The organism is Algoriphagus yeomjeoni (genome assembly GCF_003259505.1).
Classification (GTDB): Bacteria; Bacteroidota; Bacteroidia; order Cytophagales; family Cyclobacteriaceae; genus Algoriphagus; species Algoriphagus yeomjeoni.
In genome coordinates, this window is sequence record NZ_QLLK01000006.1 from 97290 (window position 1) to 123023 (window position 25734).

25 protein-coding genes are annotated in these 25734 nt (G+C 40.5%); 7 read left to right on the plus strand and 18 right to left on the minus strand.

What is annotated here, in order from left to right; translation table 11 throughout:
* Nucleotides 1-72 precede the first annotated feature (72 nt).
* Complete coding sequence (locus tag LV83_RS11580; RefSeq protein ID WP_111611698.1) at nucleotides 73-1557, plus strand: mandelate racemase/muconate lactonizing enzyme family protein; 1485 nt, start codon at nucleotides 73-75, stop codon at nucleotides 1555-1557.
* Between the two features lie 96 nt (nucleotides 1558-1653).
* Nucleotides 1654-2739, plus strand: a complete 1086-nt coding sequence (locus LV83_RS11585; RefSeq protein WP_394335802.1) for a bile acid:sodium symporter family protein — start codon at nucleotides 1654-1656, stop codon at nucleotides 2737-2739.
* 128 nt (nucleotides 2740-2867) lie between these two features.
* On the opposite strand, the gene LV83_RS11590 is transcribed toward LV83_RS11585, so the two are convergent.
* The 8 genes from LV83_RS11590 to LV83_RS11625 form a co-directional block, all read right to left on the minus strand.
* Nucleotides 2868-3641, minus strand: coding sequence for a YoaK family protein (locus LV83_RS11590; protein WP_111611699.1), 774 nt, complete (start codon nucleotides 3639-3641; stop codon nucleotides 2868-2870).
* 4 nt (nucleotides 3642-3645) lie between these two features.
* A complete protein-coding gene (locus LV83_RS11595) occupies nucleotides 3646-4110 on the minus strand; it encodes a hypothetical protein (protein ID WP_111611700.1) in 465 nt (154 codons plus the stop codon).
* Between the two features lie 11 nt (nucleotides 4111-4121).
* Nucleotides 4122-4637, minus strand: a complete 516-nt coding sequence (locus LV83_RS11600) for a hypothetical protein (RefSeq protein WP_111611701.1) — start codon at nucleotides 4635-4637, stop codon at nucleotides 4122-4124.
* A gap of 112 nt (nucleotides 4638-4749) precedes the next feature.
* On the minus strand, nucleotides 4750-6126 hold the full coding sequence (locus LV83_RS11605) for a sensor histidine kinase (RefSeq protein ID WP_111611702.1): 1377 nt from the start codon (nucleotides 6124-6126) through the stop codon (nucleotides 4750-4752).
* 93 nt (nucleotides 6127-6219) lie between these two features.
* Nucleotides 6220-6912, minus strand: coding sequence for a response regulator transcription factor (locus LV83_RS11610; protein WP_111611703.1), 693 nt, complete (start codon nucleotides 6910-6912; stop codon nucleotides 6220-6222).
* Nucleotides 6913-6938: 26 nt separating this feature from the next.
* Nucleotides 6939-7358 (minus strand): nuclear transport factor 2 family protein, encoded by a 420-nt coding sequence (locus LV83_RS11615; RefSeq protein WP_111611704.1) that lies wholly within the window; start codon nucleotides 7356-7358, stop codon nucleotides 6939-6941.
* Between the two features lie 58 nt (nucleotides 7359-7416).
* Nucleotides 7417-7713 carry a cupin domain-containing protein gene (locus LV83_RS11620; RefSeq protein ID WP_111611705.1) on the minus strand — a complete coding sequence of 99 codons (297 nt, stop codon included), beginning with the start codon at nucleotides 7711-7713 and terminating at the stop codon, nucleotides 7417-7419.
* 77 nt (nucleotides 7714-7790) lie between these two features.
* Nucleotides 7791-8657: a cation diffusion facilitator family transporter gene (locus tag LV83_RS11625; protein WP_111611706.1), complete on the minus strand. Its 867-nt coding sequence runs from the start codon at nucleotides 8655-8657 to the stop codon at nucleotides 7791-7793.
* 183 nt (nucleotides 8658-8840) lie between these two features.
* Here LV83_RS11625 and LV83_RS11630 point away from each other — a divergent pair, with 183 nt between their 5' ends.
* Nucleotides 8841-10250: a cellulase family glycosylhydrolase gene (locus LV83_RS11630; protein ID WP_111611902.1), complete on the plus strand. Its 1410-nt coding sequence runs from the start codon at nucleotides 8841-8843 to the stop codon at nucleotides 10248-10250.
* 52 nt (nucleotides 10251-10302) lie between these two features.
* Here LV83_RS11630 and LV83_RS11635 read toward each other — a convergent pair whose 3' ends face one another.
* The 5 genes from LV83_RS11635 to LV83_RS11655 all read right to left on the minus strand — a co-directional run bounded on the left by LV83_RS11635 (nucleotide 10303) and on the right by LV83_RS11655 (nucleotide 15971).
* On the minus strand, nucleotides 10303-11538 hold the full coding sequence (locus LV83_RS11635; RefSeq protein ID WP_394335801.1) for a multidrug effflux MFS transporter: 1236 nt from the start codon (nucleotides 11536-11538) through the stop codon (nucleotides 10303-10305).
* A 222-nt stretch (nucleotides 11539-11760) separates the two neighbouring features.
* Nucleotides 11761-12345: a TMEM175 family protein gene (locus LV83_RS11640; protein WP_111611708.1), complete on the minus strand. Its 585-nt coding sequence runs from the start codon at nucleotides 12343-12345 to the stop codon at nucleotides 11761-11763.
* Nucleotides 12346-12352: 7 nt separating this feature from the next.
* On the minus strand, nucleotides 12353-14107 hold the full coding sequence (locus LV83_RS11645; protein ID WP_111611709.1) for an arylsulfatase: 1755 nt from the start codon (nucleotides 14105-14107) through the stop codon (nucleotides 12353-12355).
* A 263-nt stretch (nucleotides 14108-14370) separates the two neighbouring features.
* Nucleotides 14371-15504: a DEAD/DEAH box helicase gene (locus LV83_RS11650; RefSeq protein WP_111611710.1), complete on the minus strand. Its 1134-nt coding sequence runs from the start codon at nucleotides 15502-15504 to the stop codon at nucleotides 14371-14373.
* Nucleotides 15505-15542: 38 nt separating this feature from the next.
* A complete protein-coding gene (locus LV83_RS11655) occupies nucleotides 15543-15971 on the minus strand; it encodes a cupin domain-containing protein (protein WP_111611711.1) in 429 nt (142 codons plus the stop codon).
* A gap of 214 nt (nucleotides 15972-16185) precedes the next feature.
* Here LV83_RS11655 and LV83_RS11660 point away from each other — a divergent pair, with 214 nt between their 5' ends.
* The 4 genes from LV83_RS11660 (at nucleotide 16186) to LV83_RS11675 (ending at nucleotide 21294) form a co-directional block, all read left to right on the plus strand.
* Nucleotides 16186-18738: a DUF7133 domain-containing protein gene (locus LV83_RS11660; RefSeq protein WP_111611712.1), complete on the plus strand. Its 2553-nt coding sequence runs from the start codon at nucleotides 16186-16188 to the stop codon at nucleotides 18736-18738.
* A gap of 3 nt (nucleotides 18739-18741) precedes the next feature.
* The gene (locus LV83_RS11665; protein WP_245947040.1) at nucleotides 18742-19836 is read left to right on the plus strand and encodes a sugar phosphate isomerase/epimerase family protein; all 1095 of its coding nucleotides are present in this window, start codon (nucleotides 18742-18744) and stop codon (nucleotides 19834-19836) included.
* A gap of 11 nt (nucleotides 19837-19847) precedes the next feature.
* Nucleotides 19848-20423: a hypothetical protein gene (locus LV83_RS11670; RefSeq protein WP_111611714.1), complete on the plus strand. Its 576-nt coding sequence runs from the start codon at nucleotides 19848-19850 to the stop codon at nucleotides 20421-20423.
* 88 nt (nucleotides 20424-20511) lie between these two features.
* The gene (locus tag LV83_RS11675) at nucleotides 20512-21294 is read left to right on the plus strand and encodes an SDR family NAD(P)-dependent oxidoreductase (RefSeq protein WP_111611715.1); all 783 of its coding nucleotides are present in this window, start codon (nucleotides 20512-20514) and stop codon (nucleotides 21292-21294) included.
* A 1-nt stretch (nucleotide 21295) separates the two neighbouring features.
* On the opposite strand, the gene LV83_RS11680 is transcribed toward LV83_RS11675, so the two are convergent.
* From LV83_RS11680 to LV83_RS11700, 5 genes are all read right to left on the minus strand, one after another.
* Nucleotides 21296-21829, minus strand: a complete 534-nt coding sequence (locus tag LV83_RS11680; RefSeq protein ID WP_111611716.1) for a dihydrofolate reductase family protein — start codon at nucleotides 21827-21829, stop codon at nucleotides 21296-21298.
* Nucleotides 21830-21877: 48 nt separating this feature from the next.
* Nucleotides 21878-22600: a hypothetical protein gene (locus tag LV83_RS11685; protein ID WP_111611717.1), complete on the minus strand. Its 723-nt coding sequence runs from the start codon at nucleotides 22598-22600 to the stop codon at nucleotides 21878-21880.
* A 10-nt stretch (nucleotides 22601-22610) separates the two neighbouring features.
* A complete protein-coding gene (locus tag LV83_RS11690) occupies nucleotides 22611-23141 on the minus strand; it encodes a hypothetical protein (protein WP_111611718.1) in 531 nt (176 codons plus the stop codon).
* Nucleotides 23142-23163: 22 nt separating this feature from the next.
* Nucleotides 23164-24846: a DUF2207 domain-containing protein gene (locus tag LV83_RS11695; protein ID WP_111611719.1), complete on the minus strand. Its 1683-nt coding sequence runs from the start codon at nucleotides 24844-24846 to the stop codon at nucleotides 23164-23166.
* A 199-nt stretch (nucleotides 24847-25045) separates the two neighbouring features.
* The gene (locus LV83_RS11700) at nucleotides 25046-25606 is read right to left on the minus strand and encodes a LemA family protein (protein WP_111611720.1); all 561 of its coding nucleotides are present in this window, start codon (nucleotides 25604-25606) and stop codon (nucleotides 25046-25048) included.
* Nucleotides 25607-25734: the final 128 nt, after the last annotated feature.

The window sequence follows — 25734 nt, forward strand, 5'->3', positions numbered from 1 at the left end:
CAATCACTCGATTACGTCATTCTTTGGTAATTCCCATTTTTAAATAGAATAAAAACAATAACCCAATAGACCATGAAAAGCACATTACAACACCTCATTCAAAAGAATAAGGAGCAGGAGCGCGCATACACTGCGCAGCGTCAGGCGGAGATTGATAATCCCTTTACAAAGGACAATAGAAGGGATTTTTTGAAAAAGACAGCTCTTGGCGGATTAAGTCTCACCGCATTAATGGGACTCGGAATAGAAGATACCATGGCTGAAACTACCAAGAATGTACGCCGGGCTTCCGCTCCATCAGATCTAAAGATCACTGATCTTCGCTATGCGCATACCAATGTTATGGGTGGCACTGCTATTCTTCGAATTGATACTAATCAAGGAATTTATGGATTGGGAGAGGTTCGGGATGGTGCTGATCCTAGGTATGCACTGATGCTGAAAAGCAGGATTCTCGGGGAAAATCCTTGTAATGTTGAAAAGATTTTTAAAATCATCAAACAGTTTGGTGGGCAGTCTCGACAAGCCGGCGGCGTTTGTGGTGTTGAGATGGCCCTTTGGGATCTTTGTGGCAAAGCATACAATGTGCCTGCCTGGCAACTTTTAGGAGGTAGATATCGGGATTCTGTGAGGCTATATGCAGATACGCCTGAAGCAAAATCTCCCGAGGAGCAATTGAAGTTGATTAAATTCAGAACAGAAGAGCAAGGCTATACTTGGCTCAAAATGGATGTTTCTATTGGAGAGATCATGGATATCCCCGGATGTATTGTCAATCCAGAGATTTTCAAAATGGGTAAAAGTCAGTGGCAAGGGGGCTATATGTCCTATGCGAACACCGCCCATCCATTCACCGGTGTACAGATTACCGAAAAGGGTCTGGATGAATTGGCCAAAATCGTGGATCATGTACGTGGGATGGTAGGTTATGAAATTCCTATCTCTACGGATCATTATGGTCACTTTGATCTAAACAACTGTATTAGACTAGGGCAGGCACTGGATAAGTATCGATTAGCTTGGCTGGAGGATATGGTGCCATGGCAGATGTGGCAGCAGCATAAGACGATCACTGATGCACTGAATACGCCAACGACCACAGGCGAGGATATTTATTTATTAGAATACTTCAAAGACTTGATAGATAATCATGCAGTAGATATCGTGCATCCGGATTTAGCCTCCTCTGGTGGGCTTTTGGAAACAAAACGTATTGCTGATTATGCTGAAGAAAAGGGGATAGGAATGGCTATGCATCAGGCTGGAACCCCAGTTTCTTTTATGGCAAATGTGCATTGTGCAGCAGCAACTCAGAATTTCCTTGCTTTGGAGCATCACTCAGTTGATGTACCTTGGTGGGAGGATTTGGTTACTATGACGGGTGGAGGCAAAATGATCGACAAAGGCTATGCTCCAGTTCCTTTGGAAGCACCAGGTTTAGGAATTGAGTTGAATGAAGAAGTGGTAAAAGCTCACTTGCATCCTTCGGATAGCTCATATTTTGCTCCTACGGATATGTGGAATGAGAAGCGCTCCCACGATAGAACCTACAGTTAAAAAAGCCTATTTTGCTTATTGCTAGAAAACCCGAAGACTTGTTGTAAAACTGGTTTTCGGGTTATTTTAAAAAAAGAATTCACTCAAAAGTCTCTCATTTTGAACCCAACAATTACAAAAGCCTTATCAATAGTCAGTGGTGTATTATTCTTAGCCGCACTCGGCATTACTCTCTTTTCTGGTTTTGCAAATGCCGGGCCCCTCTGGATCGGTTTTTTCTTTATATGCGCAATTGCATTTCTTGGAATTCCAAAATTAAAAGGGTACGCCTACTCACTTATGATTTTCGGGTCAGTTGCGATTGCCCTTTATTATCCACAGTATTTCCAAGAATATAAGGGCTTCAAATTTAGCGCATTGATTGTTCCTTTGATTCAGGTGATCATGTTTGGTATGGGGACATCGATGAGTATCAAAGACTTTCTTGGTGTAGTCAAAATGCCCAAAGGAGTCATAATTGGCGTTCTTTGTCAATTTTCTATTATGCCGTTTATTGGATTTACATTGGCAAATATGAGTGGCTTTCCGCCAGAGATTGCAGCCGGAATTATCTTAATCGGATGCTCGCCGAGTGGAATGGCTTCGAATGTGATGGCTTTCCTTGCCAAAGCCAACCTTGCACTTTCTATCACTGTTACTTCTGTGACTACCTTGTTAGCTCCTTTTGTGACTCCTTTTTTAATGGGCTGGCTTGCAGGAGAGTTTGTCGCGATTGACGTAGTAGAAATGATGCTTAGCATCGTGAAAATGGTTATTCTACCAATTGGGGCAGGTCTTATTTTTAACTACTTCTTGCAAGGAAAAGCCAAATGGTTGGATGATCTCATGCCTATAATTTCAATGGCTGCCATAGCATTGATCTTGGTAGTAATAGTAGCTGCGGGTAGAGATAGTCTTCTGGACATTGGTCCTTTATTAATCGTCCTAGTAATTGCTCATAATCTCTTCGGGTATGTGCTTGGTTATTGGGCTAGTAGATTGTTTAGACTTAGTGAAAAAGATTGTCGAACCATCGCGATAGAAGTCGGAATGCAAAATGGGGGACTAGCCTCCGGTATTGCCAAGGAGATGGGAAAGATTGCCACAGTTGGTTTAGCTCCTGCCGTATTCGGTCCTTTTATGAATGTCAGCGGTTCTATACTCGCTTCCTATTGGCATAAAAAACCAATTAAAGATGAGTAAACCGTAAATTTCTTAACTCAAAAAAAAGAGACAGTCCCACTAATCGGACTGTCTTTTTTGATTGTTCAAAACCTTTATGTTAATCTGTTAATTTTGGGTGACTATTAAACTCTGTTTTGTCTATTTTGTTAATGATTAGAAAGTTGAGGAGCTTGACTTTTGATTATTTTTCTATAATAAGGTTGTTTTCTTTGAAGCAAACTTCTCATTTTTAATCGGTAGAAATCATATCCGATGACAATCACCAAGAAGACACAAACAATGTAAAATACATTGTAGGCTATATTTAGGTAGATATATCCTGCCGAAATGCCTCCTGCTAGGTAAGATGACATGATCGCTAATAGTAGTTTCCACTTATTTCTCAGATGCGGATTTTCTCGATTTTCTTTTTTTGTAAATAATGAAGCAAGTATTCCCAGATCAGTAGTTAGTCCGGTAAGGTGGGTTGTTTTGACCGCCGAATTTGAAATGGTGGCTGTAAGTCCATTTTGAATCCCCATGGCAAATAGCATTGCACTCACCATCAATTCCGTTTCCAATAAAGTTTCTTTATAGTAAAATTGAATGTAAGTGCCAACTACCAGCAAACACAGGATTTCCAATACGATTGGGATGGAATGCGCCAAGTAAGCTTTTTCTTTTCGGAAATTGATTACGATCAGATTTGAAGTGAAATTCCCTAAAAAAAACAAACCAATCCAGCCAAAAACAACCAGTGCCTGATACCAATTGCCATGGGAAATCTCTTGTGCCAAAATCGCATAATGTCCAGTAACATTCGAAGTGAACGCGAAAAAAATAATCACAGAAATAACGTTTACCATTCCCGCTGAAAAAGCCGTCAAGGCACCGAGTTGTATGTTTTCTTTGACTGTTCGAGTTTGATTGTTACTGATCATTGGATTAGGTATTGATTTTTTCGAAAGTCATTTTGACAATACCACGTACTTGCATGTCAAAATTGAAGTGTAATACCATACGATCTGAACTGAGCTCTTGTATTTCATAATGTTCCATCAAGTCTGCCCCATCGATTTGAAGGATATTTCCACGGCCTTTGAGTGTCCAGTGCAATGATTTTTGAGTTTCAGACCCTTGCATTTCCAATGTTTCATTGTCAGTGAATTTCCAGGTCTCCGCTTTATGAATAATTAGATTTTCACTAATCTGTTCCTTAATATGGTCTGTTACCATGTAGTCGAAACTATTGTCCTTTTGCAGGATTGAATCCAACTTTTCATATTCCCATGAAATCTCCTTCCATTCTCCTAGAATATTAGAAGTCGGAGACTCCTGTAGCGATAGAAGAGTAAAGTACACCACCATCGTAGAGGTAAATATCGCCAAGTAGATGAAGGTGTATTTCATTATTGAGTAGTTTAATGGGCTACTTGTCCATGTGTGAAAAACAAAGAGGATAATTCGTTTTTACTGCTTTCTGCGTTTTCTACAGATACAGTGTGCCAATTAACCTTGAAGAGAGTTGTTTTACTTTTGGTGAAAAATGGGATCAGGTTAAAACTGTTGCTGTTTTTTAATTTAAACTTATAGTTTCGAGGTATGTAGGCTTCAGTGACTTTGTTGCCTTCCAAGTAGTTTTCAAAAGCATTTTGGTTGTTGCCGCTGAAGATATCAATCGACATATGCTCTATGATCGCCTCATATTTGCTCAAAAGCATTTCGCAACTGCACTTAAATTCCTCATTTTCCAGAGTTTCCAGTACTTTTCCTTTAGAATAAAAAAGTAATTCAGTAATCGAGGAGGAAGCCCATTGACCGTAAACGAGAATTAATCTCAATTTCTCAGAATGATTTGTGTTATTTTCCAAGGCTGTCTTTACAAGATTCAGCGATTCAACTGTGAAGTCGGTTGGTATTAAGATAGTTTTTGCCATAGCTGTTGTCATTTATAATCAACAGGGGCTAAATTATCTTTGAGGTATTAGAATGGACTAAAGATGAGATTAAGATCTAATTAGATTTTGTGGGGCGGAAATTAGAATTTGATTAGAGAACAAAGTCTCCTTTAGGTAAATGAATCTCTACGGTGGTACCTTTGTTTATAGTGGAGCTCACCCTCAATTCCCCATCGTGAATTCGGATGATGTTTCTAGCAAGAGGCAATCCGATTCCATGTCCTTCATGATTTTTTGTGTTGGAAGCCCTGAAATATGGGTCATAGATATAGTCCATTTCGTCTGAGGGAATACCTATTCCACTGTCTTTCACGATAATAATAATGGACCCGTCCATTACAGCCAGCGCAATATTCACGGTCTGTCCATCAGAGTATTTGCAGGCATTCAGGACTATATTGGAGACAGCCAGATGTAGCAGCTGCTCGTTTCCTAATACTTTCAGTAAAAGTGGATTTTCGGGGAGGAGGCTAAAATCCAGCGAAATTTTATTTTTAGTTTGAATTTTCTCTACTGTTTCTTTTACATCCAAAATCAGCTGATCCATTCGTACTTTTCCGAACTTTTGTTTTTTTCCATCGAAGCCAGTTTGCGCTAGCAGAAGCAATGCTTGGGTTTTTTTCTGAAGCTTCTCCGCTTCATCCAGTATTGCATTAAGAGACTCGACATATTCTTCTGGCTTTCTAAGTTTTGAAAGAGAGACATCCGCCTCACCGATTATTGAGGTCAGAGGGGTGTTTAGCTCATGAGATGCATTGCTGATAAAGTTTTTTTGTGTCTCAAAAGAAGTTTCTAGCCTATTAAGCATGTCATTGAATGTCTGCGCTAGTTCTCGGACTGAATCATTGTTTTCGGGAACCTCCAATCTCATATGAAGATTTTCAGATCCTATTTTTTTTGTCTTCTTGATTATGTTTTGAATAGGTTCAATGATTTTCCGGGAAAACATAATAGAGAACAATACAATAAGTAGGAAGGCTATAGCCAGTGAAGTAAAAATAAGATTTCTGAGGTAGGCGAGATGATGGGTGATAAAGTAGTTTTCAGCGGTAAGTATTACCAGGTGCTTTTTTTGGTCTGGAGTCTTATAGATTGTTCCGTAGAAAAAAGCGTTTTGTTGGCTGTACGTACCGATTCCCTCAGCCACCACATCATTTAGAAATGACTTATTGAAATCCTTAAGCCTGGGGTCATTCACGAGGTTTTCTTCATTGATATCTTCCAGGATTAGGTGTTGCTCATTGGCTAGAGGTTCCAAGTAATCTTGGCGCAATTGCTGGACCACATTACTATCTTTCTGTTTCTCCAGCTCAATTTTCGCGGTGGCTATTGCTCTAATTTCCAATCTTTTATAAAAGTCAGTGAAAGCAAAAATGGAAATTGAATAATAGATAAATCCGCTGAAAAGCAGGGTGTAACCGATGAAGGCTGTAAGAAGGATATAGATTATCTTATTTTGAAGTTTCATAGGGTAATGACATGTGTTTTAACTTCCCATACAGCCTGTATCTTTATTCTGTATTTGGTCTAAGCCCGTTGGTATCAGTCAAGTGCGATTGCATCAGTATTCTTTTAACACATAACCCATTCCGATTACCGTTTGGATGAGCTTTTGGTCTCCGTATTTATCCATTTTTTTCCGAAGGTAGTTTACATACACGTCGACTACATTAGTGCCCATGTCAAAATTTACTCCCCAGACTTCATGCAGCATATCCACTCGCGAAAGGACCTTTCGCGGGTTTTTCATAAACATTAATAACAACCGAAATTCTGTGGAAGTCAATGAGATCTCATGATCGTTTCGGAATACGGTCTTTTCAGTATCATTCAAAACTAAATCTGCAAACCTGTAAATGTCGCTGGTAATATCTTCTGAATCTTCTGATTTGCCTCCTCTACGCATGAGCGTTTTGATCCGAGCCAGCAACTCTATGAATTTAAATGGCTTGACTAAGTAATCATCTGCCCCAGAATCAAGCCCGATGACTACATTCTCCGTACTCCCCATAGCCGTGAGAAATAAAATAGGAACATCGGACTTTTGGAGCCGGATCTGCCTACATACTTCTAGGCCATTTATGCTCGGTAGCATTATATCCAGAATGATAAGGTCAAATTGACTAGTAAGAGCAAGCTGAAGTCCAAGTGTGCCATCCATTGCAATAGTGACCTCAAAGCCGTTTTCAGTCAGACCTTTATTGATAAAACTACATACTCGGGTGTCATCTTCTACTAAAAGTATTTTTTTCAAAAGACAGTGGGTTAGAGGGTAAAGTCTTAGCTTAATTTATAAGCCTGTCTGGCCAATAATTTCCACTGGCCTTTTTCTTTCTGCCAGACGAGTATTACCCCGATTTTAATGGAGTTTGATGTACCGCCATCTAGCACATCTGCTGCTAAATTATGTCGGACAATAGCTATGTCTTTTTCTACTTGTATGGTTTGGTCTTCAAAAGAAACCTTAGCAAAATCTGATGCACCACTGACGAGTGCCTCTATAAATTGTGCTTGGTTTTCCAGCTTCCCACTTGAGTGTCCATAGCTTAGGTGGATGGAACTTAACTCGCTTAGATTGGCTACGGTGGGATCAATCAAGGCTAATCTGAGTTTTTCTACTTGGGAGGCTACGTCTTTTTCTGCTTGCGCAAAGGCAAAAGTGGCAGAAAGTAAAAGGGCAATGGTTAATAAGGTTTTCATAGGGTTTGGGATTAATTAGAATATTTGAAAGTATTAGTTAAAGGAGGTTTCAAACCTATTATTTCTCCTGTACAATTGTAAAAATATTCTTCTCTGTGACGCCTTTCACTTCATGCTCTACCATCACTGGTATGTCGTATGTATCCAATTCTTTGAGAAGGAAATTCTCTCCATTGATGAAAAACTCGATTTCTCCTTTCATCACAGTAAGTAAAGAGGGGACATTTGCCGTGTGTTTTTTTAAGATCTGATCTTGGAGGAGGCCTATGGCGAAATAGTTCGTTTTGTCAGTTCGCTGAATAGGGCAGACGGAAGGGCGTTCATTCCCAAAGGCTAAATTCTCAAGGATATTCATGGCAGAATCTGGGTTTAGTTGAAAAATCGATTGGAGTATAAATTAGGTATTCTTTCCGAAAAGTCTATCTCCTAATTCTAAAAAGGCTCAATATGGATAAGCACATTTCCCAGTTCTGGAATCTCGGCGCATAGTTTATCTTTTAGCTTATGAGAAATGTCATGACCTTCGGTTACGGTCAGTTCTCCTGGAACCAAGGCATGTAGATCGACATGGTATTCCATTCCTGCTTTTCGGATAAAACATTTTTCAGTTCCTTCTACTCCGGGGACAGTTAAGGATACAGCTCGAATTTGCTTGGTCAATTCTTCGTAGATATTCTCGTCCATTACTTCACCAAGAGCGGGTCTGAAGATTTTATAGCAATTATAAAGTATGAAAGCTACCGCGAAAAGCGCTGCGTAGTCATCTGCGACCTCAAATCCCTCACCACCAAAAATGGCGACTGTAATACCTATAAAAGCAGCGACTGAAGTAATTGCATCGCTTCTATGATGCCATGCCTCAGCTTTTAGAGCCCCACTGTTTAATTTCTTACTTCTTCGTATGACCACTTGGAATGAAACCTCCTTCCAAATTATTATGGCTGCCAACACGGTCAAAGTAAAAGGTTTTGGCAGTTCGTGGGGAATAAGAATATGCTGGAAAGCCTGATAAGCGATCGTACAGGCTGAAATAATAAGGAAAACGACTACCAGAAAGGTGATCAGCGGCTCAGCTTTTCCATGACCATAGGGATGGTTTTCGTCTGCTGGTCTAGAAGAATACTTCAACCCAAAAAGCACGAGTAATGAAGAAAAAACGTCAACAACAGACTCAATACCATCAGCAATCAAGGCATAAGAATTACCAAAAATGCCTGCCAGAAATTTAATTGTAGCCAAAACAACATTTCCCAGCATGCTGAAAATAACTGTTCTTACTGCAAGGGTTGAGTTACTCATGGTTTGGGCGGGTATTGGATTCGCAAAAGTAGGGAATATTCCTTTGCCGATAGAATAGGAGTAAACAAGCGGTTCTATCAGCAATTATAAGTTTAAGTAACAAATGAATCCCTTTTCGCTAACATTTAGCCCCCTTTGGATAGTGAAGGATTGAATACTTTTGAAAGGATTAAATTAAACCCTATGAATAACCTATCTAGATTTTTCTCACTTGCAGCTCTACTCTCACTTAGCATTTTCTCCTGTGGGGAAAAAGAAGAACCGGCTACTCTTATGGTTTCTTCAACCGAGCTAGTGTTCGTTTCTACTGAAGAAACATTGAGTCTGGCAATTACGAGTAATCAACAATGGCAGGTGGAGCATGATGCCTCGTGGATTACTGTGAGCCCAAGACAAGGATCTGGGAATGCTCAGATATCCGTAAAAGTTGATTTAAACCCCACAGAAGAACTCCGGACTACTGTTATAAATATACGATCCGGGACTATCATCCAGCCAGTTAAAATAACTCAGGATGCGAGTGAGCCTCAATTTCCAGCATATTACATCCCCGCCGATAATACCGGAATGCGTGATATTTCTAGCTTGGATCTGGCAGGTGAAATGGGGATAGGATGGAATCTTGGTAATTCCCTAGAAGCGATAGGAGGGGAAACCGCCTGGGGCAATCCGAAAACTATAAAAGCGCTCATCGATGCGATCAAGGCTGCTGGCTTTACTTCGGTAAGAATCCCTGTTGCCTGGAGTAAATTTACCAATGCAGAGACCTACGAAATCGATCCTGCCTGGATGGCTAGAGTGCAGGAAGTGGTGGATTATGTGCTCGACAATGACATGTATGCGCTGATGAACATCCATTGGGACGAAGGCTGGATGCAGCCGACTTTTGCACAGCAGGACTATGTGAATGACAGACTGGAGAAAATGTGGATTCAGATAGCATTGAATTTCCGGGATTATGATGATCACCTACTTTTTGCCGGAACAAATGAAGTGATGGTGGAAGGAGATTATGGTACCCCGAAACCTGAATATTATCAGGTGCAGAATTCTTTTAATCAAACCTTCGTGGATGCTGTGCGCTCCACAGGTGGGAGAAATACCTACAGAAACCTAGTCGTACAGACATTTAACACAAATATTGACCATGGGGTGAATTTCTTCGATATGCCAACGGATGATACAGAGGATCGTCTGATGGTCGAAGCGCATTATTACGACCCCTATGAATTTGCTTTGCGGGAGGATGAAATCATCACCCAATGGGGCACAAATGCGACTGATCCTTCAAAAACAGCTGCTTGGGGAGGGGAATCTCATGTGGATGCGCAGTTCCAAAAAATGAAAACCAATTTTATTGATCAAGGTGTTCCCGTACTGATGGGTGAATATGGGGCAATCATGAAAAAAGCTGAGGAAAACCACCGCTACGTGGCTGACTACCTAAGCTATGTGACCAAAAGTATGGTCAGCCATGGATTGGTTCCATTCTATTGGGATAATGGCTACGCAGGAGATTATGGTTTTGCGCTTTTTGATCGAAATACCGGGGAACAGGTTCATCCAGATTTGATAGAGGCGATCACAGATTAAAATCTAAAAGCCGGAATTCATCACGAATTTCGGCTTTTAGATTTTATAGGTTTTAAGAGGCAAACACCTCTTTATTTCTTTCCCGGCTGATCGTTCCCGGGATAGACTGATCCATTTTTAAAACTATAAAACCTCCGACTGCACAGATCGCCATGCCCATTACCATGGGGAATGCAGAACTTGCATGGAATAAGCTGACGATTGCCGTCACAATTCCACCGATTGCCATACGCATGCTTCCCAGCATTGCAGAAGCGGAGCCTGCTGCCTTAGCAAATGGTGCCATAGAAAGTGCGGTGGTATTTGGACCATTCAGGCCGTGGGCTGTTAGGAACACAAACATCAAAGCGATCAAGGAAAGCACATCAAACCAGTTGAAATAGACTCCTGTGACTAAAATCAAACCCACCGTCACTTGATAGTGTAAGGAGAAGTTGATGATTTGTTGGGATGAAAATTTCTTTAATAAAATATGATTCAACTGTGTAGAGCCTATCATGGCAAAGGCTAGGATAGCGAAGATCCAACCGAATTGATGCTCACTCAAGCCGTATAAATTCATAAATACATCTGCTGAACTTGCGATGTAGGCAAAAGGCGCCGCTCCAGCTATTCCTCCGGCTAGCATATAAACTAAAAACTGTCTGTTTTCCAGGACTTTTATATAGCCTTTCCATACCTGCTTTGGCTTTAGGGAGATTTCTCTGTCCGGAAGCGCTCCAGCGGGAAGTACTACTACTGTAGCAATCCAAATGAAAGCTGTGAGTACTGCAAGAATGATAAATACCCAGTGCCAGTCATAAGCTGCAGTGACAAAACCACCTAAAGTTGGAGCGATCATCGGTGAAACCGCAATCACGAGAATAAGCAAAGACATGGCCTGTGCAATTTTCTTCACTGGAAAAATATCCCGAACTATAGCTTGCGCAGATACCATTCCTGCACAGCCTCCAATAGCTTGAAGGAAGCGCATGAAAACCAGATTTGCTACAGACTGTGACATCGCACACCCAATGGATGCAAGAATGTATATAGCCAAACCTGCATAGAGCGGTTTTTTTCGCCCATACTTATCCAGCAAAGGTCCATAAAACAACTGACCAATGGCAATACCGACTAGATAGGCAGTAAGGGAAAGCTGAATATTGGAGATAGGTGTATTCAGATCCTTGGCCATCTCAGGAAAACCTGGGAGGTACATATCGATTGAAAATGGGCTAATCGTACACAAGGCACCTAGTACCAGGACAATCTTAAAGTATTCCGTTTTGCTGTATTTCTTTTCCACCCTAAAAATTATTTGATCTTAAAATTCGGATTAATTGAAGTAAACAGGGGTAGTCGTTAATGAGTTCGTAAATATCTGGTTATTTTTTTATGAAAAATTTATGATAAATAATAAATCGTTGATAAATCACTAATCGAAATAGATCTTATAAAAATCCAACTAGATTTAATTGGAAGATTTTGAATCCTCTTAAAATAACCAAAGAATACACGTTAAGCTAATTCAATCCGTTTCTGCAATTATCATCTTTTCTATTCTCAAATCAGGAATCAACCACATCAAGGCTACAAAAAGATAAATGGCTCCCGAAATAGCTGGATCAATCCAAGAAGCACCGATCGCGAGGAGATACATAATTGGTGACAGTTTTCCCTTTAAATCCTTGCCCAGAGCTTTGGCTAAGATGGAATCTGGCCCTTGACTGTGGAGGATTAGTCTTTGTAAGATAAAGTAGGCAATAGCAGACATGAGAAGTATTATCCCATAAACCGCCATAGGAAAAGCTGCAAAGCTATTTTCTCCTACCCAACCAGTTGTAAATGGGATTAAAGAAAGCCAGAATAGTAAATGAAGATTTGCCCACATCAGTTTACCATTTACTTTGGTGACAGTATGAAGCATGTGGTGATGGTTGTTCCAATAAATACCTATGTAAATAAAGCTCAAAGTATAGCTCAAAAACACCGGGATAAGTGGCTGCAAATCTGTCCATTCATCTCCGCTTGGAAATTTGATTTCCAAAACCATGATGGTGATGACAATTGCCAATACGCCATCGCTGAATGCTTCTAGCCTGTTTTTATTCATGAGTTGTTTATTTTTTCTCGAGTTCTATCCAAAATGGAAAATAGCGCTGTCCTTTCACCTCATAAAAAGGGAGCAATTGTCCTTTGGTCTTTTGGAGCGAGACTCCCTTCATTTCAAAGATATCCACTTCTTCGTTGGATCTATCAAAAGCAATGTTGGCGTAGTTGGAAGTCTCAATGGTCATCCTTCCTTTGGGAGGTACGGGTTTGATGAATTTCACCCGAATGTCATAAATTCCCGGCTCAATACTGACATTCCAGTAGCCGAAAATATCCTCCTGCGCCCAGATTCCCCGCTCTCCGGCAGCATCATTTCTGTTTAAAAATATTGGGTTTTCAGATGCATTTCCAACATGAATGATCGGAGGATCTTTCTGATTTTTTTCATTGATCAGCTCCAAGTAGATCGCATCCATTTCGGATTTCAATTCCGTCGCTTTGGTTACATTTTTTGAGGAAAGATTATTTAGCTCATATGGATCTTCATTCAGATTGTATAAGTTAAATTTTTCGATTTCTGAATTGTAATCCGTATTTCCCACCAACTTCCAGCCTGCTTTTTGGATGGAAATATTTTGGTAAAGCTCAGGGTATTTTCTCGTCCAATACGCAAAATAACTGCGGTCAATCGTTGAAGCATTTTGGCCTTGAATCAAAGGAAGCAGACTTTGACCATCTACTTTCCTGTCCTTTGGTACTTCAAATCCACAGAGATCAGCAAGCGTAGGAAGTACATCTAAATGAGCAGAAAGCGTGTTGATCTCTTTGTTTCCTTTGAATCCATTAGGATATCGAATGAAAAATGGAGCTCTTACTCCACCTTGAAATACATTTCCTTTTAGACCTTTTAGTCCAGCTACATAGCGTTGCTGCTGAGGACCATTGTCAGTCATGAAGATGACGATGGTATTATCTTCGATTCCGAGTTCCTCCAGTTTTTGGAAAAGCTTTCTCAGGTTATCATCGATGTTTTCCACCATTGCGTAAACTTTCCGCGCGTCTTCTTTATTATTTTCAGACATGGGATAGAAGGGCTTTCCATCAGTTCCAAAACCTAACGAAGGATCAATGTCTTTGTATTTTTGATAATATTCATCTGGAACCTGAAGTGGGGTATGCGGTGCATTAAAAGCTAAGTAAGTAAAGAATGGTTTGTCCTTATTTTTCTCAATAAACTTGATTGCCTCACCTGCGAAAATATCAGAACAGTAACCTTCATAACTTTCCTGCTGATTGTTATGCCAGAGCACCGGATCAAAATAGCTTCGATCGCCTTGGTAATACGTAGTGAAATCTCCGACTTGGCCCATTCCTCCGGATAGATGAATCAGTGATTCGTCAAATCCCTGATCGCTAGGTCGCATAGGGTAATTATCTCCCAGATGCCATTTTCCAAAAATCCCAGTCGCATAATCCTTTGATTTCAATAGTTCAGCGATGGTGATTTCACTTGAAGCCATCATCGCACCTCCATTGTAAGTATCGCGCACACCGGTTCGAAGGGAATAGCGGCCCGTCATCAAACTCGCCCGGGTAGGAGCACAAACTGGGGAAACATAGAAATTAGTAAATCGAACACTCTCTGCAGCGAAAGCATCCAGGGTCGGTGTGTTAATGTGAGGATTACCTGTGGATCCTAGATCTCCGTAGCCTTGATCGTCCGTGATGATGAGAATGACGTTGGGAGATTTTGTTGTTTGCTGCGAAAAAGTGACTTGAGAAGCGAAAAGCAAAAGGATAAAAATGGATCGTTGAATTTTCATAAGACTAAAGTTAAGGCTTGACGATAGTCTAAAGTAGGTTTTCTAAGTCGAATAGCTATGCTGTGAATCGAATTCGTTTAAAATATGGATCCTGCCTTTGGCGCTATTGCTTTAAGGAAAAGTGAAATCCCTTGCCAACAGCAAGGTCAATAAAAGCCCAGAATGAAATTCTGGGTTGAAATGGAATGTGTTGATTATAAGAGTGCCAACGGCACGATCAATAGTCTAAATAAATCTGCGAATATCTGCAGGAAATCTTCCTATTAAAACTCAATATTCTCTATACTTCTCAACTGCACATGCTTTTTCATCTTCTTTTGGATGATTTTGAAGTGATGCAAATCCTCTTCAGCAATCAAGGAAATTGCCTCTCCAGTGGCACCAGCACGACCAGTTCTTCCGATTCTGTGTACATAATCCTTTGGCGACCTCGGCAATTCATAATTGATCACAAGCGGCAAAAACTTGATGTCAATTCCTCTGGCTGCCAGGTCAGTCGCAACAAGAATTCTGGTTTTCCCGGATTTAAATCTATGCAAAGCCTCAGTTCTAGCACCTTGGCTTTTGTCTCCATGAAATGCCAAAGCATCGATTCCATTTTTGTTGAGTTTGGTGACAATGTTATTTGCTGCTCGGATAGAGGAAGCAAAAACCAAAATCTGGGACCAATCCCCAGAGTTGATCAAATAGCGCAGGAATGGGCCTTTTTGTTCCATAGGAACTCGGTAGGCATACTGCTCAATTAAATCTGGGGAAACAGTGTCTGGCTCAGCAGTGATTCGGACTGGCTCATGAAGCATTTCATTGATTAACCCTTCTACGGTTTCTTCGGTCGTTGCAGAGAAAAGTATGTTTTGACGCTTCTTTGGTAGTTTTTCTAAAATCAGATCTACTTCCTCTTTGAATCCCATATTCAAAACCTTGTCTGCTTCGTCCAATACCAGTATTTCAACTTGATTCAGATTCAGAGAATTTTTAGAAAGCAAATCCAGCAATCGCCCGGGAGTGGCGACCAAAATATCCGTTCCGTAGATTTTCATCATCTGAGGATTGATGGAAACTCCTCCGAAAACTGCCAATGCTTTGACAGGTCGGGTTAAAAATCTGGCGAAATTCTCAGTCACTTCTGCTACTTGACTCGCCAGTTCGCGGGTAGGTACAAGTACTAGAATCGGGATCATTCTACCTTTATTCACCTCTTTTTCCTGAAGTCTTTGGAGAATGGGAAGAATGTAAGAAGCCGTCTTTCCAGAGCCTGTTGGTGCTATTCCTAGTACATCTTTCTTTTGCAAAACAGCCGGGATAGCTTCTATCTGAATAGGATAGGGAGTATCGTAATTGGCTTTTTTGATGGCATCAAGTATCTGCTTGGAAAGTCCTAAATCTGAAAAGTTCATTTGCTTGTATTTTGCGCAAAGTTAAGGTTTGGAAGTTACTATTGCACTTTTTCCGTAATCTTCATGCCTTTTGCGCCAGCATAGAAGACGATAATTTCTGCGTCTTCATCTCCCAAATTTCTTCCCAAATGCTTTTTATTCACTACTTCTATAATGGGGTCGCCTGCTTTCATGGTCAGTTCATTTCCATCTTCATCGATCACAAAAAGCTCACCCTTTAAAAGCACGCCTGCATTTATAACGGGATGATAATGAAGTGGAAGTTCAGAATGTGCTGGAATGGTGATTTTAAGAATTGATATCTCCGGGGAGGAAGTTGGGTAGTTGGGCAAGGAATCTCCATTCCAGGAAAGTTCAGATTTGATGAGGGTTACCGAAGTTGGAGCGCGCTTTTCCCAAACCTCTTTTTTAATAACATAAAATGAAAACAGAAATAGAATCACTACCAGTAGTATGTTTTTCTTCATTTTGACGTTTTGAAGGATGAAAATGAATATACCTAATAAGTCTGTTTAATTTCCTTTTGTATAGAAATGAATAATCATGCCGTTGGATTAATTCTTTCTTGTGTAAGAAAGTAATATGTTTAAAATTGTATCTGTCTTAAGTTGAATAGCCAAGATATTAAAGGTTAGCGACTTTAAGCGCTCTCAGCTCAAACCCAAAATACCAATTTGTAGTATGTCGATTATTCGTATTGCTTCATCTTTTTTGATAGCAATAACCCTATTTTCTTGTTCTAAACCTGTACAAGAAGACCCTTCAAACCCTTCTCCTGCCCAGGCTGCTGAAGAAGAATTAGAGACTTTCCAGATAGAAGAGGGATTTCAAATCCAGTTAGTTGCCGCCGAACCCATGGTGGAAGATCCGGTTTTCATCACGTTCGATGAGGATTCCCGGCTTTGGGTGATCGAGATGCGTGGTTTTATGACTGATACCCTTGGTTCTGAAGAGGATAAACCAATCGGTAGAATTTCGGTGCTTGAAGATGAGGATGGTGATGGAGTAATGGATAAAAGCACGATTTACCTTGATAGTCTGATCATGCCTCGAGCGCTCGGTTTTTTCGCGGATGGGGTTTTAGTTTCTGAAAATCTTGCCCTTTGGATCACCAAAGATCTGGATGGAGATCTAAAAGCTGATACAAAAGTCCTTTTGGATTCCACTTACGCATCCTCGGGAAATCCTGAACACTCAGATAATGGGCTACTTCGCAATGTTGACAATTGGTATTACAATGCTAAATCCAGGCTGAGGTATAAATACCAAGATGGCGAATGGATTAGAGATACTACCGAGTTTCGTGGTCAATGGGGAATCAGTCAGGACGATCAAGGTCGTTTATTTTATAATTACAATTGGTCGCAGTTGCATGCGGATTTGGTTCCTCCAAATTACCTTTCCCGTAACCCCAATCATTCTCCATCAACCGGTATTGATTACGGAGTTAGCATGGATCGCAGAGTTTTCCCTATTCGTAAGACGCCAGCCGTCAATCGAGGATACATTCCTGGCGTCCTCAGTGAAGACCAGCGCTTGATGGAGTTTACAGCTGCCTGTTCTCCATGGATTTATAGATCAACACTTTTTCCTGAGGAGTATTATGGAAATGCCTTTGTCGCCGAACCTGCGGGTAATCTGGTGAAGCGAAATATCATCAGCCAAAAAGGCAATATTTTGGAAGGAAAAGATCCGCACTCGGGAGTTGAATTTCTAGCATCAACAGACGAACGTTTTAGACCTGTTGACTTTGCTACGGGCCCAGATGGCGCACTTTACATTGCAGATATGTACCGTGGTTTGATTCAGCATGGAGAATATTTGACGCCTTATTTGCGGGAGCAAACAATTGGTAGAGGGCTGGAAATGCCCGTGCATTTGGGTAGGATTTGGAGAATAGTGCCAAAAGGAAAAAATGCTTTAGCTCAACCCAAGCTTTCAAAAGCTAGCAACGATGAATTGATCGCATTTCTTTCAAATAGGGATGGCTGGTATAGAGATATGGCCCAGAGACTCTTGGTGGAGCAGAATGACAAGTCTGTAAAAGAGAAGTTGATGCAGCTCGCTGCTGATTCAAAGTCCGTCGAACTAGGAAGATTTCATGCACTATGGACCTTGGAAGGTTTAAAACTGCTCTCAGCAGATTTCCTTCTGTCAATCTTCGAAAATTCTGATGGTTTGGTTCAAAGTACTGCTCTTAGGTTATTGGAACCATTTGCTATGGAGTCTGGTGCTATTAAAGGGAGACTTGCGGAGGCTATGGAAAAAGTAGTTGATTCTACCACTTCACAGGAAGCCCTGCAACTTTCGCTGAGTAGTTATGTGCTGGAGCCTTCTGAAGATGAACATGTGCTTTCGGTTATTTTCTCAAAGTATGGAGATGATCCATTAATTCGTGATGCGATGTTGAGTAGTTTGGGCGGAAGGGAATATGATTTCCTACAAAAGCTTTGGGCATCAGAAGAGTGGAAGGTGAAAGAGCAGACCAAAGAGATTTTTCTTGAAACACTAGCTAGTGCAATCGTTAAAAATGGAGATCAAAAAGAAGTAAAAGGGTTATTGACCTTGGCAGACGAGAAAGAGTTAGGCTGGAAGGAAAATATTCTCATTTCTGGAATGTCCATTCAGGCAGCCAACCTGAAAGATCGGAAACCTATTCCTTTGACTTCAGAGCCAGCACTTTTCAAAAGAACTGATCTGCCTATCGATGAAAATCGTGTGGATATGCTGAAGCGATTGTTTACTTGGCCTGGCTATACGCCTTCAGAAGTGAAGCTTGTTGCTAATCAGTTGGATGAGAAGGCAATGAAGCAATTTGCTGACGGTCGGCAGAAATTTCTGGTGACTTGCGCAGGATGCCATGGTTCAGATGGAGCAGGAGCTCCGAGGATGGGACCTCCTTTAGTAGGATCTGAATGGGTTTTGGGCAACGAGGGCAGGTTAGCGATGATTTTACTTCATGGCTTAGAAGGTCCGGTGGAAGTATCCGGAAAAACCTATGATGCTCCGGATATTCTCCCGGTTATGCCTGCACATTCTACCATGGACGATGGAAGTATTGCGGCGATTTTGACTTATATTAGAAATGAGTGGGGCAACCAAGCTTCACCGATTTCTGGCCGTACTATTGGCAAAACTCGGGTGTCAACTCAAGGAAGAGTTTACCCTTGGAAAGCGGCCGAATTAGATGAGTACATAGAGTCATTGCCTCCTGTGGAAGCCCCAAAACCATAAGCTATGAACAGTTCTAAACCCAGTCTATCGAGCTACAATTCAGACCGAAGGTATTACATAAAGACAGCTGGGCTTGGAGTAATGGCAATGACTTTTCCCCTGCCTTTAATTCCTGATTTTCTGCGAAATGTACCCATGGGAATTGTAGTACATTCTTATGCTGCGAGATGGCATTCGGATACACCAAGCGAGAACTATCCAGGCTTTGAGAATGCCCTCAGTTTAATCGAGCATTGTAAGGAAATAGGAGCGGGCGGTGTGCAGACATTGGTCAATGGTTGGTCTTCAGATTTTGCCAAAAAAGTAAGAGATGCGAGGGAAAAGACAGGATTGTATATGGAGGGAAGCATTTCTTTGCCAAAGTCAAAAGATGAGATCGCTAAGTTTGAAGCAGAAGTTCTGGCAGCAAAAGAGGCAGGGGCTACGGTTTTGCGAACGGCCTGCCTGAGTGGAAGACGCTATGTTACTTTCAAAACCTTAGGTGATTACGAGGCATTTCGGACAAAAGCGATTGAATCGATTGAACTAGCCGAGCCCATTGTGCGAAAGCATAACATGAAGCTGGCAGTAGAGAATCATAAAGATTGGACAGCAAAGGAGCTGGAAGCAATCATCAAAAAGCTGGGGAGCGAGTGGGTAGGTGTGACTTTGGATTTCGGAAATAATCTTTCATTTATGGAAAATCCAATGGAAGTGATCGAGACCTTAGCGCCTTATGCCTTTTCTACTCATGTGAAAGATATGGGTGTGAAAAACTACCCTGAGGGATTTCTGCTTTCCGAAGTGCCATTAGGTGAAGGAATTGTTGATTTGAAATCTGCAGTTGAACTTTGTAAAAAGTATAATCCTGAGATCAACTTTAGTCTGGAGATGATCACTCGTGATCCGCTGGAAATCCCTGTAATGAAAGATAGCTATTGGGCTACATTCGATCATTTGTCAGGATTGGATGTGTATAGAATGGAGCGATTGATGGAAGAAAATCAATTCAAAGGTGAGTTGCCGCATGTGACAGGTCTGAGTAAGGAAGAGCAACTAGCTTATGAAGAGAAGAATGTATTGGCTTGTCTGGAATATAGTCGAATCTTATTAGGATAATTTTGTCAGAAATGAGAAAAATAGAGATAAATCAGAAAAAACTCTTCACCAGCCGAAAAATGGTATTACTAGAAGAGGGTTTTACATATACAGAAAATGGGATCTTTAATCAGTTTATTGAAGCTGAAATTCCATATGAAGAATTGCAAACCAACACAATTTACAAACATTCTCAAATCCCTATTTTTTGGTTATTAATGACTGGAATGTCCGGGTTTTTTTTCTTTGTATTATTTTTTTCAAAAATCACAATACCTGAAACAAAAGCTGATTGGAGTATTATTATTGGATTTGGAATAGCAACTACAGCTTTTTCTTTTCTTTCCTTTATGAATTGGGTAAATGAAGTTTATATTTCGACAGCGAAGGCCACTTTTATACTTTTTAGAACAAAGGCCAACCAAAATGAGGTTGACTCATTTATTAAAGAATTGAAATTGTTGGCAAGATGCTATGTGAAAGAAAAATATTTAAATTCTTTAAAGGGAGACTTTGAATTAAGAACAACGCGAGTTGAATGGCTCTATGAAACAGGTTTTATATCTAAGGATGAATTTGAAGAGTTACAAGGCAAAAGTAACAAATAGTAAAGTGCTAACTTTATAAAAACAATAATAAATAGCGTTAGGTTTTTTTAATTGATTACTTAGTCTCAAACATATTAACCTTAAACTCATGTCTAATAAATTACCTGGAATCAAACTTTTTGATCTAACAGGAAAAGCAGCAATCATCACAGGAGGCTCCAAAGGACTCGGTCTAGCTATGGCCGAAGGGCTAGCTTCTGCCGGCGCAAATGTGATGCTGGTCAGTAGAACACTCAAAGAAGGAGAGGAATCTGCCAAGAGAATTGCCAAACTTTACAGTGTGAAGGCAATTGCTTTTGAAGCGGATGTGGTGAACAAAGAGCAGACAGAAGCGATGGCAAAAGCTGCTTTCGATGCTTTTGGAAGGATAGATGTCTTGATTAACTCCGCTGGAATCAATATTCGAGGTGCAATAGATGAATTAACCTTAGAAGATTTTCAGAAAGTGATGGACATCAATGTCACTGGAACCTGGCTTTGCTGTAGGGCTGTAACACCTTACATGAAAGAGGTGAAAAGTGGCAGTATCATTAATTTGGCAAGTACTTTAGGCCTGGTTGGCCTTTCCAATCGTACTCCATATACTTCCAGCAAAGGTGCTGTGGTTCAGATGACACGGGCGCTAGGATTGGAGTTTGCCCCATTCAATATCAATGTGAATGCAATCTGTCCAGGGCCATTTTTGACAGAAATGAATCTGCCAATTGCAGAAACGGAAGAAGGAAAGAAATTTATCGTTGGTGCTACAGCACTTGGAAGATGGGGGAGATTGGAAGAAATCCAAGGCGCTGCCATCTATCTGGCTTCAGATGCTGGAAGCTATATGGTGGGATCCATGCTCACTGTGGATGGGGGATGGACGGCGAGGTGAGTTATCTTGATCTGACGAAATGATTTTGCACCACTTTATCTAAAAATCGGGTTGATTTGATGCATTCAAAGACCAAGCGTTTGGGTAAATCTGTAAACATGGGAATGCCTGACCCCAGTAATACAGGAATGGTGGTAATGATCATTTCGTCAATTAGATCCTCTTTTAGAAAGCTTTGAATAGTTTTTCCTCCATCGATGTAAAGCTGTTGATATCCTTTACCATGGATTTCGTCAAGTACTTCTGTGATACTGCCTTTGACAAGAAAGGCTTTGTCTTCTAATCTTTCTGGTATCTCTGTCAGGGAATTACTCCAGACGAAAACAGGTTTATTGTAAAACCACTCTCCTTCAAAGCCCGCTACCACCTCAAAGGTATTTCTTCCCATCAGTAATGCGTCGATGCGGGAGGTAAAGTCATTAAAACCAGTATCGATTTGATCAATTTCCGGAAAAGTAGATAGCCAGTCCAACTCATCGTTTTTTCCTGCAATGAGTCCATCAAGACTGGTGGCTATAAATACGCTGTTTTTCATATTAATCTTTTTTGGAAAAAAGGTGGAGTCAAAATTACCACAAGTCTTTTATCCTTGGGCACTTTTGTTTTTAAGTAGGTCGAGAGATTTCAAAGCATGGACTTTATACCATCCTATTTCACAGGATTCTATGTATTGCTCCAAATCCTCAAAAGTATTTGCACCATCAGTTTTAGCATAAGCAAGTGTCAAATCACCCATTTTTCTAGCCCAAAACTTATGTCTTTTATTCATAGATCGAACGGTCTCCACTGGATCTCCCAACTTTTCAGGGAATCCATATTCATCAATGATTGATTGAATCACTGAGTAGTGTTTTTTATCTAAATCAGTTTCAGTTTCGGAGAGAACATCCATGTAATCGTTGAGAATGTGCAACTTGGAAATTGGATCTGCATGATGGTGGTTTTTTAGCGCCAGCTCACCCCATTTCTTAGCAACATCATAATTTGTAAGAATGCAATTGCTTCTAATCAATAGATTAATAGCTAGAAAATATATGGGAGGGTAGTCATCCGGAGCCATTTTTTCAACCACCATTTCAAAATGGGATATAGCTTGTTTATGTTGCTCCGACATGCAGTAAATGTGGGCTATTTGATTGTGTTGCTTTATATAGAGGACATCTTCATCATAAGAATCCCGAACTTTCTCAATGTATTCATCGATCAATTCTATTTTAGCTTCTGCTCCAGAGCCTGCTAGATCTCTGTATAATTTGAGCATAATCTCCGCTGGAAAAAAATCTCTTTGGAGTTGTTCTCGGTTCATTTAGGCAGAATTACTTTTTCGACAAATATATCTCTGGGATAGGGGCCTCTGGGGATTCCTGCATCCAATAGATATTGATAATCCACCATCTTTCCCCATCGTTTAGGAGTTGAATGCTGTTGATTCCTCTTGCGAAGGGTTTATCCATTGATTCATGGTTGAAGGAGTCATACGTACTAAAAATCTGTGTAATATTCCCAAAAGTGTCCTCTGTTCGGTGCGTTTCTTTCTCAAAGAAACCTATATCAACCAGCATTTTTGCTGCTCTGTCAATGTAATCTTGAGGTGACAAAAAAGTAGCGCCAATCACCCCCGCCTGGTTTTTTCCCGTTGGGATCAACTTTGCATCTGGATGGAATAAGTAGTTGAACAGCTCCCAATTTCGCTCTTCACCTTTTTTGCCAGAAATCACCCCATACAGTGTTTCAATTGTGCTGTCAAGTGTCTGAACTTTACTCAGATACTTGTCGTCTAAGGATTGGGCATTCATATTCATCGCAAAAATGAAGAATGCAGTTAAAAAGAGTCCTGTTTTTTTCATGTTAAGTATGTCTAAATAAAAATTACCAGCTTCCGCCACCACCACCACCGAAGCCACCTCCAGATGAACCACCACCACCAGAACCTCCAGAGCTAGATGGGGAACTGACCATGGTGGATTGGGTGGATTTGATGGAATTGTTGAAAGATTTCGAGAAATGATTCATCGTCATCATCCTTCCTGTGGAAGAATAATACCAGGTCGGTGGTTGGAGGTTTAGTCCATCGAATTTTTTGGCCCATTTGTCAAACATCCCAAAAGCTAGGGCGTAGCTCATCGTAGTTTCGAAATAGGTGGGATCTTCCTGCAGTAGCATTTTGAGTTTGTTTTCCTCAGCTACTTTGATGAACTGCTTAAAGCCTTTCAACTCGGAAAGAATCATAGATCCTTCTTTGTTCTTTTTGATCAAAAACTGGCTCATGATCAGAAGGAATATACCTGAAACACCCGTTACAATGGCTGCAAGAATTCCCCAGAAAAACAAGAAAGTAGGGACTAGAATGATCATTGATAGTATCAATCCGAAAATGGTGTAATTCTTTATTTTACGGGATTTGTTGACGTAATATAGTTGGGCAGCATCTTTCAAACTCCCATTTGCGGTACTCATAGTGGTGTAGAATTTTTCCTTGAGACTGCTGACGAGAACTTCTGTTTTGCTGGCAAAGAGACCATTGAATAGTTGGCGCTGATATAATGGAGCGTCCGCTTCGATTTCTTTCAATTTGATGAGCTTAGTATCATCTTTGGCAAACCAGCCTTTTTCATCAATTTCTTCGATAGTTAAAAAACCTTTGGAAGCCCAAAATGGAATCAAAGAGATAAGATCAACAGTATCTCCAGAGTCATCGATCAAGAAACCTACCATAGCAGGGTCCATGCCTGGAGGAGGGTAGTAGCTCGTGGTGGTTGTTACATGATCGTCTTTCCCATGCTTTTTCCAGATGGAATAAAAGGCAAAATAAACAAATGGAAGAATCAGAGTCCAGCCGAAGTCTGTCCAGAAAGGCCAGAGTGGCTTGATTTCTTTAACGCTTCCCAGTGGTAATTTCAGCAAAACTGTAACGGCTTCTCCTCCCGAGGATACTACGCCTTCTTTGCTGTTACCCGAGTAGACTCCATTAGCATAGCTGGTCTCAAAATCATCAGTGGGAACATTCGATCCTACGGTACCTGAATACAAGAAATAATCATCTTGCTGAAGAGTTACTCCATTAGGAAGGTGAACCTGAAAGGCTATTTTATTAAATGGAGCATACCAATCACTCGGCTTGATATTCCAATAGAATTGGATTGCTTCGGATTCAAAGAGGAAAGCATTCTCAACTTTATACCTGATTTCATATTGCTGCGGACCTTCCAGTGTCACATTCGCATCACCGATTTTAATCCGGGCATTATCAGAATATTTTTGTCCAAATGCCGAAGGCGCATCAAATTTGTATCCAGGGACCTCGATTTTACTAAGTTTCAATTGGCGTTTAACTTGCTGTCCTTCTTCGTTTTGTAAGTCATAAGCCAGCTGAATATCCCTATAGATCCCGTGTTTTGGCACTTCGAAATTAAGGTTGTATTTCTCCACCACATCGAAGTATCCTTCTTCATGAATTGTAATGTCAACAGTATAGGAAGTGACAGTAAAGTCTTGCGAGTAGACTTCTAGCTGCGCAAAAAAAAGGAGAAATAGAAAGGCGATTTTTTTCATACTAGTGCTCATGAACTTGTAAAAACCCCAAAGAAAATGGGAAGGAAAGTTGATCTCTAATCAATGAATTGGCGTTCCTTCAATTGTGAAAATCTATTGCCAATAACATAAATACCAAGCTACAATCTGCATTTTGGTGTGCATCGGCCCCCCAGCCCAAAGAAAGCAATGCAACTTGAATGATTGAGAGAACTAATGTTTAATTAAAACTCACTTTGACATTCTCTCGGCTTTCTGGCTCAGCTTCGAAATAATCATAATGCTTGTAATTGAACATTCCGGCGAAAAGGACACCTGGGAAGCTTTCACCATAGGTATTATTTTCGCGTACTGTGCCATTGTAATATCTTCGGGATCTTTCAAGATTTTCTTCTATCTCATTGAGTTTATCCTGTAGCTGTAGGAAGTTGGTATTGGCTTTCAAATCAGGATAAGCTTCACTCAAAGCAAAGATGCTTCTTAGTGTTTTTTGAAGCTGATTTTCAGCTTGTATTTGTTGGTTGATATCATCTGAAGGTACTGCCATAGCTGAATTTCTAGCTTGGATTACTGCCTCCAAGGTTTCCTTTTCATGGCTGGCATAACCTTTCACTGTTTCTACCAGATTTGGAATCAAATCATATCTTCTTTTGAGAGCGACGTCAATATTGCTCCAGGCATCTTTAACAGTGTTTTTGTTTTTCACAAAACTGTTGAAGATACCGACCAGAAAAACGCCAATCAAAAGCGCTATTCCAATAATAATAAGTAGAGTTACCATGTTGGGGTTGTTTTAAAATAAATGACTGTGAACCTGATAGGAGAAATAAATCAGTTTATTTAGAACCAATTAATTAACAAATTCAAAATACCACCTTTTATTTAAAACTCAAGAAAATCAGCAAATTC

Coding starts and splice junctions, on each gene's coding strand:
- LV83_RS11580 (WP_111611698.1), top strand. CDS start 73: ATGAAAAGCACATTACAACACCTCATTCAAAAGAATAAGGAGCAGGAG.
- LV83_RS11590 (WP_111611699.1), bottom strand. CDS start 3,641: ATGATCAGTAACAATCAAACTCGAACAGTCAAAGAAAACATACAACTC.
- LV83_RS11595 (WP_111611700.1), bottom strand. CDS start 4,110: ATGAAATACACCTTCATCTACTTGGCGATATTTACCTCTACGATGGTG.
- LV83_RS11600 (WP_111611701.1), bottom strand. CDS start 4,637: ATGGCAAAAACTATCTTAATACCAACCGACTTCACAGTTGAATCGCTG.
- LV83_RS11605 (WP_111611702.1), bottom strand. CDS start 6,126: ATGAAACTTCAAAATAAGATAATCTATATCCTTCTTACAGCCTTCATC.
- LV83_RS11615 (WP_111611704.1), bottom strand. CDS start 7,358: ATGAAAACCTTATTAACCATTGCCCTTTTACTTTCTGCCACTTTTGCC.
- LV83_RS11620 (WP_111611705.1), bottom strand. CDS start 7,713: ATGAATATCCTTGAGAATTTAGCCTTTGGGAATGAACGCCCTTCCGTC.
- LV83_RS11625 (WP_111611706.1), bottom strand. CDS start 8,657: ATGAGTAACTCAACCCTTGCAGTAAGAACAGTTATTTTCAGCATGCTG.
- LV83_RS11630 (WP_111611902.1), top strand. CDS start 8,841: ATGAATAACCTATCTAGATTTTTCTCACTTGCAGCTCTACTCTCACTT.
- LV83_RS11640 (WP_111611708.1), bottom strand. CDS start 12,345: ATGAATAAAAACAGGCTAGAAGCATTCAGCGATGGCGTATTGGCAATT.
- LV83_RS11645 (WP_111611709.1), bottom strand. CDS start 14,107: ATGAAAATTCAACGATCCATTTTTATCCTTTTGCTTTTCGCTTCTCAA.
- LV83_RS11650 (WP_111611710.1), bottom strand. CDS start 15,504: ATGAACTTTTCAGATTTAGGACTTTCCAAGCAGATACTTGATGCCATC.
- LV83_RS11655 (WP_111611711.1), bottom strand. CDS start 15,971: ATGAAGAAAAACATACTACTGGTAGTGATTCTATTTCTGTTTTCATTT.
- LV83_RS11660 (WP_111611712.1), top strand. CDS start 16,186: ATGTCGATTATTCGTATTGCTTCATCTTTTTTGATAGCAATAACCCTA.
- LV83_RS11665 (WP_245947040.1), top strand. CDS start 18,742: ATGAACAGTTCTAAACCCAGTCTATCGAGCTACAATTCAGACCGAAGG.
- LV83_RS11670 (WP_111611714.1), top strand. CDS start 19,848: ATGAGAAAAATAGAGATAAATCAGAAAAAACTCTTCACCAGCCGAAAA.
- LV83_RS11675 (WP_111611715.1), top strand. CDS start 20,512: ATGTCTAATAAATTACCTGGAATCAAACTTTTTGATCTAACAGGAAAA.
- LV83_RS11680 (WP_111611716.1), bottom strand. CDS start 21,829: ATGAAAAACAGCGTATTTATAGCCACCAGTCTTGATGGACTCATTGCA.
- LV83_RS11685 (WP_111611717.1), bottom strand. CDS start 22,600: ATGAACCGAGAACAACTCCAAAGAGATTTTTTTCCAGCGGAGATTATG.
- LV83_RS11690 (WP_111611718.1), bottom strand. CDS start 23,141: ATGAAAAAAACAGGACTCTTTTTAACTGCATTCTTCATTTTTGCGATG.
- LV83_RS11695 (WP_111611719.1), bottom strand. CDS start 24,846: ATGAAAAAAATCGCCTTTCTATTTCTCCTTTTTTTTGCGCAGCTAGAA.
- LV83_RS11700 (WP_111611720.1), bottom strand. CDS start 25,606: ATGGTAACTCTACTTATTATTATTGGAATAGCGCTTTTGATTGGCGTT.